Here is a 9,738-nt window from a genome sequence, read left to right as displayed (position 1 = left end):
GACGCGGGAGGCGCTAGTGCACGGTGGTGCGGTTACCGCGTGATGACAGCGGGCCGCCCCTGTGGACGGCCCGCGGATGGCGCCGGGATCAGAGCTTGATCTCGGTGCTCCAGTACTGCTCGATCTGGCCCACCAGTTCCGGCGGCAGCGGCACGTAGTCCAGTTCGTTGGCCTGTGCCTGGCCCTGTTCGTAGGCCCACTTGAAGAAGTCCAGCGTGTGCTTGGCCTTGGCCGCGTCCTTGGGCTGCTTGTAGACCAGGATGAAGTTGGTCGCGGTGATCGGCCACGCCGTCTCGCCCGGGGCGTTGGTGATGACCAGGTTGAAGTCTTTGGTGTTCGCCCAGTCGGCGCTGGCCGCCGCAGCGGCGAAGCTTTCGGGGGTGGGCTGCACGAACTGGCCGGCCGCGTTCTGCAGCGACGCGTACGACATGTTGTTCTGCTCGGCGTAGGCCAGTTCGACATAGCCGATCGAGCCCTTCAGCTGGCGCACGTAGGCGGCGACGCCTTCGTTGCCCTTGCCGCCCACGCCACCCGGCCAGTTGACCGAGGTGCCTTCGCCGACCTTGGACTTCCACTCCGGGCTGACCTTGGACAGGTAGTTGACGAAGTTGAAGGTGGTGCCCGAACCATCGGAGCGGTGCACGGTGTTGATCTTGCCGGTGGGCAGGGTCACGCCCGGGTTCAGCGCGGCGATGGCCGGGTCGTTCCAGGTGGTGATCTTGTGCAGGAAGATGTCGGCCAGCACGGTGCCGCTGAGCTTCAGCTGGCCCGGCTGCAGGCCTTCGACGTTGATGACCGGCACCACGCCACCGATCACCGACGGGAACTGGGCCAGACCGGCCTGGGCCAGTTCTTCCGACGACAGCGGCTTGTCGGAGGAGCCGAAATCGACCGTGGCGGCCTTGATCTGCGCGATGCCGCCGCCCGAACCGATGGACTGGTAGTTGATCTTGGCGCCGGTGGACTTGTTGTAGTCGGTCGACCAGCGCGCCATCAGCGGATAGATGAACGAGGCGCCGGCGCCGGTCAGCTCGGCGGAGATCTGCTGGGCGCCGGCCGCGGCGGGCGCTGCGGCGTCACCGGTGGTCGCGGTAGCCGGGGCGTCGGTCTTGCCGCCGCAGGCAGCGGCGAAGAAAGCGGTGGCCACGGCCAGCGTGGCCAGGCGGGCGGTGCGGATGCGCATGGAGTCTCCAGACGGGTCGTTTGTGATCCGCGCTATGAAATGATGTTTTTGTTACAACGTGATGACATCGCCGTCTCGCGCTGTCATGCGACGACGGTCATCGCCCCCGCCAAACAAAAAGGGCGGGCCCGAAGGCCCGCCCGGTGATGTCGGCGCGGGAGGAACGCCGCATCGGTGCCGGCACGGGGAGAGACCGTGCCGGCGGGTGCGATCAGTACTTCAGGTTGGCCTTCCAGTAGGTCTCGATCTGCTGCACCAGCGCCGGCGGCAGCGGCACGTAGTCGAGCGACTTGGCCTGGGCGTCGCCATTGGCGTAGACCCAGCGGAAGAAGTCGCGCGCGTCCTTGTTGCCCTTCTTCGGCGCCTTGTACATCAGGATGAAGTTGGTGGCGGTGATCGGCCAGGAGTTGGCGCCCGGCGCGTTGGTCATGACCAGGTAGAAGTCCTTGGACTTGCCCCACTCGGCGCTGGCGGCGGCGGCGGCGAAGGTCTCATCGCTGGGCTGCACGTAGGCGCCGGCGGCGTTCTTCAGGCTGGCATAGGACATCTTGTTCTGCAGCGCGTAGGACAGTTCGACATAGCCGATGCCGCCCTTGATCTGCTTCACGTAGGCGGCCACGCCCTCGTTGCCCTTGCCGCCCACGCCGGTCGGCCACTGCACGGTGGTGCCTTCACCGACCTTGGCCTTCCACTCCGGGCTGACCTTGGACAGGTAGTTGACGAAATTGAAGGTGGTGCCCGAGCCGTCCGAGCGGCGGACCACGGTGATGCGCTGCGACGGCAGGGTCACGCCCGGGTTGAGCGCGGCGATGGCCGGGTCGTTCCAGGTCTTGATGGTGCCTAGGAAGATGTTGGCCAGGGTCGGGCCGTCCAGCTTCAGCTGGCCCGGCTTCAGGCCGGCCACGTTCAGCACCGGCACCACGCCGCCGATCACCGACGGGAACTGGGCCAGGCCGTACTTGGCCAGTTCTTCCGGCTTCAGCGGGGCGTCGGACGAACCGAAGTCCACCGTGCCGGCCTTGATCTGCGCGATACCGCCGCCCGAACCGATCGACTGGTAGTTGACGCGGTTGTTGGTGGCCTTGGCGTAGTCGGCGGACCACTTGGTCATCACCGGATACACGAACGACGCGCCGGCGCCGGTCACGTCGGCGGCGAAGGCCTGCGCCGAGAAGGCCGAGGCGAGCGCCAGCAGCGCCACGCGGGATTTGATCGAGTTCAACACGGAAATCTCCTGGGAGAAGGCAGGGTGGAAGGCACGGGCGTGCCCGTTGGGTGGCCATTCCACGACGTTTGTGTGACAGCCCCGTGTCGGCATTGCGACAGTCCGGTGACGTCGAGGTGCGCGTGCGCGACCGGCTTGCCGTGTCGGCGGCGCTGGCCGCGGCGCCGTTTCCTCATCGCGCGGGCAAGCGCGGATCGCGCTCCGCACATATATATGGTGTTGCCCCGTGGACGCGCCGGGAGCAGAGGCATGTCGCCCAGCCCTGTCACACATCGGTCATGAAACTCACATGTGACTGCAAGATTTCACTCCCATCCTTTAGCGCATCTTTGACGGGCGCTTAATGATTTCCGAAGGGTTTTCGGGATCGAAGCAAGGCGCCCACGAAGCTCGCGCTCTTACTTCCAATTCCACTCGGAGAGTCACCATGCGTTATTCCCTCCTGGCTGCCGCGCTTGCCGTCGCCATGGGCAGCACCAGCTTTTCGGCCGCCGCCGCCGACAACCGTGACCAGCAGATCGCCGAACTGAGGGCGCAGCTGGAAGCCATGCAGACCAAACTGATGGAACTGGAAGAGCGCACCGACGCGCAGTCCGACGTCAACCTGGACACGGCCGCGCAGTTGGACAAGCTCAACACGGGCTCGCCGAAGATCGACACCAAGGGCGGCATCAAGGTGACCTCGGCTGACGGCAAGTTCGAGGCGACCGTGGGTGGCCGCATCCACTTCGACACCTACGCCTTCGACCGCGACATCGCCAGCACCACCGGCACCACCGAATTCCGCCGCGCCCGCCTGACCCTGGGCGGCAAGGCCTACGGCTGGGAATACAAGCTGGAGCAGGACTTCGGCGCCGGCACCAACCTCGACGGCCTGCGTGATGCCTACATCGCCAAGTCGGCGCTGGGCGGCAAGTTCACCATCGGTCACTTCAAGCCCTACCGCGCGATGGAAGAGCTGACCAGCTCCAACGAACTGCTGATGATGGAGCGTCCGTTCGCCTCGGCGACCGGCCTGTTCTCCAACCGCCAGTTCCAGCAGGGCGTGGGCTACCAGCGTGCGGGCGAGAACTACACCGCCGGCCTGAGCGTGTTCAACTTGCGCGGCGCCGCTGCGGCCCGCAACGAAGGCATGGGCTACGCCGGTCGCGTCACCTGGGCGCCGATCAACACCGACAACAGCACGCTGCACCTCGGCGGCTGGTACAGCTACGAGAACGCCAATCAGGGTTCGGCGGACCTGGTCGCCTCCTCCAACTACGCCGGCCGTCGCGGTCCGTCGCAGACCATCGCCACCACCACCGGTGCCAGCCGCAACGAAGTCAGCGTGTACGCGCTGGAAGCCGCCGGCTCGTTCGGCCCGGCCTTCTTCCAGGCCGAGTACGCCGACGCCACCTTCGGCCAGCCGCTCGGCCGCGACCAGGACGTGACCAGCTACTACGTGCAGGGCAGCTTCATGCTCAATGGCGGCCACAAGGGCTACAAGGCGGCGACCGGCGTGTTCGCCTCGCCGAAGTACGTGGACAAGGGCCTGTGGGAACTGACTGCGCGCTACGACTACGCCGAAAACGAAACGCTGAACCGCGAAGTCACCAGCTGGATCCTCGGCATGAACTACTACGTCAACCCCAACCTGCGCTTCATGTTCAACTACACGCAGGGCGACAACGAAGTCACCGGCGACGAGACCGCCCAGTACGCGCTGCGCACGCAGTTCAACTGGTAAGCCACGCCGCGGCCCGGAGGTGACGGGCACGGATCGCAGGGGGACATGCCACGGCATGTCCTTCTGCGTTTCGGGGGCTTACTCGTCCTCGTCGAACGGCATCAGCCGGAACGCCACGCGCGGCGCGGTGTCGGGCTGCTTCCAGCGGGCGTACACCGGACGTCCCTGGCGGGCGAAGAACCAGTGCCGGCGCAGCAAGGCCTTCTCCTCATCGAGCAGGCAGCCTTCCAGCGAAATCGAGCGACAGCCCAGCCGATACGCGCTGTCCGCCAGCACGGCCAGGCTGCGTGACGCATCGCCTGCCGGATCGATCCTGAAGTCGACGATGCGCAGCGTCTCGCCATCCTGCTGGCAGACGAACCACGCGCAGGGCAGCGCGTCGCCGTCGCGCTGCACGTAGAGGAAGCGGAAGCTCGCCAGCGGACAGCGGGCGAAGCGCCATGCCAATGCTTCGCGATCGTGCACGCCTTCCAGCGTGCCGGGGCGGGTCCAGGCCTGTGCGTGCACGGTCTCGTGTGGCGCATCACGCCAGTCGGCGCGCAGACGGAGGCCGGTCAGCCGATGCAGTCGGTCGCGCAGCCGCACCACGCGGTCGATGCACCCGCCCAGCAGGCGGGCGAGGCTGGCAGGCAACCGGCGCGCGACATAAGGCGCGTGCCGCACCGCGCGCACGTAGGTGGTCATGTCGCCGACGTGGACATAGCCCAGCCGCTTCACCACCGGCACGGCATTGGCGTTGGGAAACCCGTAGACCAGATCGCCCTGCTGCAGGGCGGTCTCGCAGGCGGTGCGCTGCAGCAGCAGTGCCGGTCCCAGCATGCGATGACCTGCCATGACCGCCATGTCGGCAAGCAGGCCACCCTGCAGTTCTTTGCCATCCAACTGCATCCGTCGCCAGCCGACCCCAGCGGTGCCGACGATGCTCTGGCTGGGCTGGTGCACCAGCACCTGCAGCAGCGCCGCATGCGGCGCCTCCCGGTAGAACCATTCCAGCTTCAGCGCGCGCGCCTGGCCTTCATGCAGGCTGGCGCGCCAGACCTCGATCACGGCATCACGATCACGCACGAAATCGGCGGGCGCGACGGCATACGGACTGTCGTCGGCGACCGGGGCCGTCATGCGGCGCGTTCACCCGCCGTATCGCCGACCGAGACCGTGCCCAGCAGGACGGGCCGCAGGTGCAGGGGCGCCGTGCTGCGGCGCTTCCTCAGGATGTCGGCATAGACGGCTTCGGCCTGTTCCACCGTCGTCTCCAGCGCCTGCGCGAGGTCCGCTGCCGGCACCTCGTGTTCCAGCGCCCACAGCGCCAGGTCCATCGCGCGGTAGGGCAGGGCGAAGTAGAACTCGTCCTGGCCCTGTTCCAGGCTGTAGGTGTCGGTGGTCGGCTGCGCGTTGCACAACCGTTCCGGCAGGCCGAGGTGGCGCGCCATGCCGTAGACCTGCGACTTGTAGAGATGCGCGATCGGCTTGATGTCGGCCGAGCCGTCGCCGTTCTTGACGAAGAAACCCTGGTCGTACTCCAGCCGGTTCGGCGTACCCAGCACCGCGTAGTGCAGGCGGTCGGCATGGAAATACTCGATGGTCTTGCGCAACCGCTGCTTGTAGCTGGTGGCCGCCACGATGGTCAGGTACTCGTGCAGGCGCAGTTCGTGCTCATGCAGCACGCCATCGGGCGACTGCGCGATCAGCCGGAAGCGGTTGATCGCACCCTCACTGCCGCCGGCGATGGCCAGCTTCATCTTCCAGTCGTCGCGGTAGTCGGGCAGCACGGTGCGCACGGCGTTGTCGCGCGCGGCGTAGGCACCGATCGCCTCCAGCGCGGGTGCGATGTCGAACGTGTCCACGCCCACGCCCAGGGTCGCGGCCAGCAGGCCGGCCCGCGCGGCGCTGTCCGGGTCGGAGTCGCGCTCGGGCAGGATGAGGCAATGCACGCGCTCGCTGCCGAGGGCGCGCACCGCCAGCGCGGCACAGACCGAACTGTCGATGCCGCCGGAAATGGCGACCACCAGCCCACGCCTGCGCAGCGATTGCGCGACGGTCTCGCGCAGGCGCGCGCAGATGCGTTCGGCTTCCTGTTCGTAGTCGATGTCCAGCGCTTCCCAGCCGAATCCGCTCATCCGTTGTCTCCGGTTACATGGTCCGAGCGTCGCGCCAGCACTGCGCGCACCGCGCCCTCGTCATCCGCAAGTTCGCGCACCTCGTCCCAGGCGTCGTCGTTGCGCAGGCGGCGGGCCATCGCCGGTCCCTGGCCCAGCCCGACCTCGAACGCGAGCCAGCCGTCGGTGCGCACGAAGCGCCGGCTGTCCTGCATCAGCCGCGCCAGCAGCGACACGCCCAGCGGTCCGCCGTCGAACGCCAGCCGCGGCTCATGCGCGGAGATCGCGTCCGGCATCGCTTCCACCTTGCTGCTGCTGATGTACGGAGGATTGCAGAGCAACAGGTCAACGGTGCCATGGAAGGCGGCCTCGTCGTACGGAGCGAGCAGGTCGCCGGCGCGGAACGTCACCCGATCCGCCAGCGCCAGCCGTTCGGCGTTGCGGCGGGCCAGCGCCACGGCGTCCTCGCTGAGATCGGCAGCGAACACGCGCAGTCCCGGCACATGATGGGCCAGCGCCACCGCCAGGTTGCCGGAGCCGGTACAGACGTCGACCGCGATGGCGGCCCGCCCCTGCGCGCAGGCGATGCGCGCGAGTTCGATCGCCGCGTGCCCCAGCAGTTCGGTTTCGCGACGCGGGATGAGGGCTTCCGGGCCGGCCAGCAGGTCGAGGCCGAGGAAATGCTGGCGGCCGGTGAGGTGCGCCAGCGGTATGCCGGCCAGCCGCTGCGCCAACAGCGCGTCAAGCCGTCGCAGTGCATCGGCGTCCAGCGCGGGCAACGCGATGCCGTCCGCGGCGACGGCCGACAGCGGGGTACCCGCCGCCAGCGACCACAGGGCACGCAAGGTGTTGTCCGGCGTTTCTTCCGGCTTGTCGTGGGCGGCCTGCCAGTGCGCTTGGATCGCCCGCAGTCGTTGCTCGACCGTTGTGGTCATGCCGCCTTCGAGCGCATGACGAACGACACGATCCTGTCCACCGAGTCGAAGTTCTCCGGCACCATCGCGGAGTCCTTCACCTGCATGGCGAAGTTCTCCTCGATGACCAGCACCAGCTCCAGCACGCCGGTCGAATCGATCACGCCCAGGTCCAGCAGCGAGGCGTCGTCGGCCAGCCTGGACTGGTCGTTGGTGAACATCAGGTTGTTGAGGATGTGGCCGCGGATCTTTTCGCGGATGGCGACGTCGGTCATGGTCATACCGTTTCGGTGGCAGGCAGGAGAGTGGTCTGGGGGACGCGATGGCGGATGAAGCCGTCATGCAGCAGCATCGTCGACAGGATGCCGACGAAGGCCTGGTTGTCGGCGAATCCGACGGCGCGTCCGCTACGGCACTTGTCGAACAGCAGGCGGACCTTGCCGGCGTCGAAGCAGCCGGCGTCGCGGATGCGCTCGCTCGACAGCAGTTCTTCCACGTAGTCCGCCGGTCGGCCGTCGCTGAAGAAGCTGCTGGCGTCCGGCGCACGGTAAGGCTGCTTGGGACGCGTCGCGATCTCCACCGGCAGCAGCGGCGCCAGCGCCTTGCGCAGGATGTGCTTCTCGGTCAGGCCACGCAGCTTCCACTGCGCCGGCAAGCGGTTGGCGAATTCGATCAGACGATGGTCGAGGAACGGGAAGCGGCCTTCGATGGAGTTGGCCATCGCCACGCGGTCTCCCTGCGAGGAGAGCAGGTAGGCGGCCATCAGCGACTTCGCCTCCACGTACTGGTCGCGCGCCAGCGGCGACCACGTGTTGATAGCGGCAGGCAGTCGCTGTTCGTAGAACCCGAACGGATCGAACCCCGCGGTACGCGCCTGCAGGTCCGGCGCGAGGAAGGCGAGCGCGCGCCGCGATGTGGTCCAGCGCGGCGCGTGCGCGAACACCGGTCGCGCCAGATGCTCCATGCCCTGGCCGAAGAACGTGCGCGCGAATCCCGGCGCGCCCACCGGCGAATGCTTGAGGTAGCCGTACAGTCGACCGAGCAGCAGGTGGCGCCATTGCGAATCGGGATTGCGTGCGCAGAAGCGGCGCACCTTGGCTTCCTTGAACAGGTCGTAGCCGCCGAACACTTCGTCGGCGCCCTCGCCGGTCAGCACCACCTTGTAGCCGGACCGGCGCACCTGCGCGGACAGCAGCATCAGCGGTACCGGCGCGGTGCGCAGCACGGGTGCCTCGGTATGCCGGATCAGGGTAGGAAAGGCGTCGGCGATGTCGCGGCGCGTGCAGTGCAGGGTGGTGTGGTCGGTGCCGAGATGGCGCACCATCGCCTGCTGCTGCTCGCGTTCGTCGAATTCGGCGTCCTCGAACGTCACCGAGAACGTGCGCACGGCGGCAATGCCGGCCTGCTTGACCAGCGCAACGATGCCGGACGAATCCAGGCCGCCGCTCAGGTAGGCGCCGACCGGCACGTCCGCACGCAGCTGCAGGCGCACCGCATCGCCGAGCAGGTCGCGCAACTCGTGCACGGCGTCGTCGAAGGAGGCGAACAGCGGCGCGTCGCCGGCGCAGGGGAAGGTCCAGTCCCAGTACTGCGTGAGGGTCCGTGTGCCGTCGGCTTCCACCGTCATCAGATGGCCGGGAGGCAGGCTGTCGACACCGGCGAACAGGGTGTCGGGATCGCACGGTCCCCAGAAGGTGAAGGCCTGCGCCAGGCCGTCCGGATTGATCGTGGCGCATTCCGGCAACACCGCCAGCAGCGCCTTCACTTCGGAGCCGAACCAGACGCGACCGCGTGCCGTCGCGTGGTACAGCGGACGGATACCGGCGCGGTCGCGCGCCAGCAGCAGGCGGCGGCGCTGCGCGTCCCACAGCGCGATCGCGAACTGGCCGTTGAGCTTTTCGACGAAGCGGTCGCCGTCGCGGTGGTACAGGTGGACGATGACCTCGGTGTCGGACCGGGTGCGGAAGTGGTAACCCTGCCTCTCCAGCTCGTCGCGCAGTTCGACGTAGTTGAAGATCTCGCCGTTGAAGACAGTCCAGACGGTTTCATGGCCATCGTGCAGCGGCTGCTGGCCGGTGGCCAGGTCAATGATGGCCAGGCGCGCATGCGCCAGCCCCACGCCCGGCGCCACATGGATCCCGTGGCCATCCGGCCCGCGGTGATGCAGCGTGCCGATCATGCGCTGCAGCGCCGCGCGGTCTTCAAGCGCGCCCTGTCCTGCACCGGCAAAGCCTGCGATTCCGCACATCGGTCAGGTCCGGTCGTTGGCCGAGACGGCAGGGGCCATCCGGGGCAGGCGCGGGTGCGCGTGCGGTCGAGGCAATGGCATGGCGTCGTGCGCTCTCCGGGCGCGCCATCGGCGACGTCCCAAGATCAAAGGGGGAAGTGTCCAAGCAGTGCGTGCGCCCCGTGCCACGTCTGCTTTCAGGAGTTTCAACGGATGTCGGCTCACATTCCGGACAGCGATGCACGCCCCATGATGGTCTGCGTGCAGGGATCGAAGCGCGCCTCGCTCGTCGCACGCACTTGGCCGATGCGGTGCCCGTTCTACGTCGCGGGCTTTCCGGTACTTGCGGGAGCGGAGTAGCCACCAT

The 9,738-nt window shown here is 67.6% G+C and carries 8 protein-coding genes; 1 reads left to right on the top strand and 7 read right to left on the bottom strand.

Features of this window, described 5'->3' with window-relative positions:
* Positions 1-88: 88 nt before the first annotated feature.
* Together pstS (MMG85_RS16945) and pstS (MMG85_RS16940) are read right to left on the bottom strand one after the other, a co-directional pair.
* Complete coding sequence (pstS, locus tag MMG85_RS16945) at positions 89-1,183, bottom strand: phosphate ABC transporter substrate-binding protein PstS (RefSeq protein ID WP_241047103.1); 1,095 nt, start codon at positions 1,181-1,183, stop codon at positions 89-91.
* A 211-nt stretch (positions 1,184-1,394) separates the two neighbouring features.
* Positions 1,395-2,408, bottom strand: a complete 1,014-nt coding sequence (gene pstS / locus MMG85_RS16940) for a phosphate ABC transporter substrate-binding protein PstS (RefSeq protein WP_055940768.1) — start codon at positions 2,406-2,408, stop codon at positions 1,395-1,397.
* Positions 2,409-2,835: 427 nt separating this feature from the next.
* Between pstS (MMG85_RS16940) and MMG85_RS16935 the strand changes: the two genes are divergently transcribed.
* On the top strand, positions 2,836-4,134 hold the full coding sequence (locus MMG85_RS16935) for a porin (RefSeq protein ID WP_241047102.1): 1,299 nt from the start codon (positions 2,836-2,838) through the stop codon (positions 4,132-4,134).
* Between the two features lie 78 nt (positions 4,135-4,212).
* Here MMG85_RS16935 and MMG85_RS16930 read toward each other — a convergent pair whose 3' ends face one another.
* The 5 genes from MMG85_RS16930 to asnB are packed head-to-tail and all read right to left on the bottom strand — an operon-like array spanning position 4,213 to position 9,392.
* Positions 4,213-5,253, bottom strand: coding sequence for a hypothetical protein (locus MMG85_RS16930; protein ID WP_241047101.1), 1,041 nt, complete (start codon positions 5,251-5,253; stop codon positions 4,213-4,215).
* Positions 5,250-6,251 (bottom strand): NAD(+) synthase, encoded by a 1,002-nt coding sequence (nadE, locus tag MMG85_RS16925; RefSeq protein ID WP_241047100.1) that lies wholly within the window; start codon positions 6,249-6,251, stop codon positions 5,250-5,252. The genes MMG85_RS16930 and nadE overlap by 4 nt, the downstream gene beginning before the upstream one ends.
* Entirely contained in the window at positions 6,248-7,165 is a 918-nt protein-coding gene (locus MMG85_RS16920; RefSeq protein ID WP_241047099.1) for a HemK/PrmC family methyltransferase, read from the bottom strand. The genes nadE and MMG85_RS16920 overlap by 4 nt, the downstream gene beginning before the upstream one ends.
* On the bottom strand, positions 7,162-7,419 hold the full coding sequence (locus tag MMG85_RS16915; RefSeq protein WP_241047098.1) for an acyl carrier protein: 258 nt from the start codon (positions 7,417-7,419) through the stop codon (positions 7,162-7,164). The genes MMG85_RS16920 and MMG85_RS16915 overlap by 4 nt, the downstream gene beginning before the upstream one ends.
* A gap of 2 nt (positions 7,420-7,421) precedes the next feature.
* The gene (asnB, locus tag MMG85_RS16910) at positions 7,422-9,392 is read right to left on the bottom strand and encodes an asparagine synthase (glutamine-hydrolyzing) (RefSeq protein WP_241047097.1); all 1,971 of its coding nucleotides are present in this window, start codon (positions 9,390-9,392) and stop codon (positions 7,422-7,424) included.
* Between the last annotated feature and the right edge of the window lie 346 nt (positions 9,393-9,738).

The sequence above is a fragment of the Pseudoxanthomonas sp. LH2527 genome, from assembly GCF_022539275.1.
Lineage (GTDB): Bacteria > Pseudomonadota > Gammaproteobacteria > Xanthomonadales > Xanthomonadaceae > Pseudoxanthomonas_A.
Note: the sequence above shows the minus strand (reverse complement) of the source record. Positions and strands in the feature narration are given on the sequence as shown.

What these genes read in the sequence shown, in the direction of transcription:
- MMG85_RS16915 (WP_241047098.1), bottom strand. Translation starts at nt 7,419, where the DNA reads ATGACCGACGTCGCCATCCGCGAAAAGATCCGCGGCCACATCCTCAAC.
- asnB (WP_241047097.1), bottom strand. Translation starts at nt 9,392, where the DNA reads ATGTGCGGAATCGCAGGCTTTGCCGGTGCAGGACAGGGCGCGCTTGAA.
- pstS (WP_241047103.1), bottom strand. Translation starts at nt 1,183, where the DNA reads ATGCGCATCCGCACCGCCCGCCTGGCCACGCTGGCCGTGGCCACCGCT.
- nadE (WP_241047100.1), bottom strand. Translation starts at nt 6,251, where the DNA reads ATGAGCGGATTCGGCTGGGAAGCGCTGGACATCGACTACGAACAGGAA.
- MMG85_RS16920 (WP_241047099.1), bottom strand. Translation starts at nt 7,165, where the DNA reads ATGACCACAACGGTCGAGCAACGACTGCGGGCGATCCAAGCGCACTGG.
- MMG85_RS16935 (WP_241047102.1), top strand. Translation starts at nt 2,836, where the DNA reads ATGCGTTATTCCCTCCTGGCTGCCGCGCTTGCCGTCGCCATGGGCAGC.
- MMG85_RS16930 (WP_241047101.1), bottom strand. Translation starts at nt 5,253, where the DNA reads ATGACGGCCCCGGTCGCCGACGACAGTCCGTATGCCGTCGCGCCCGCC.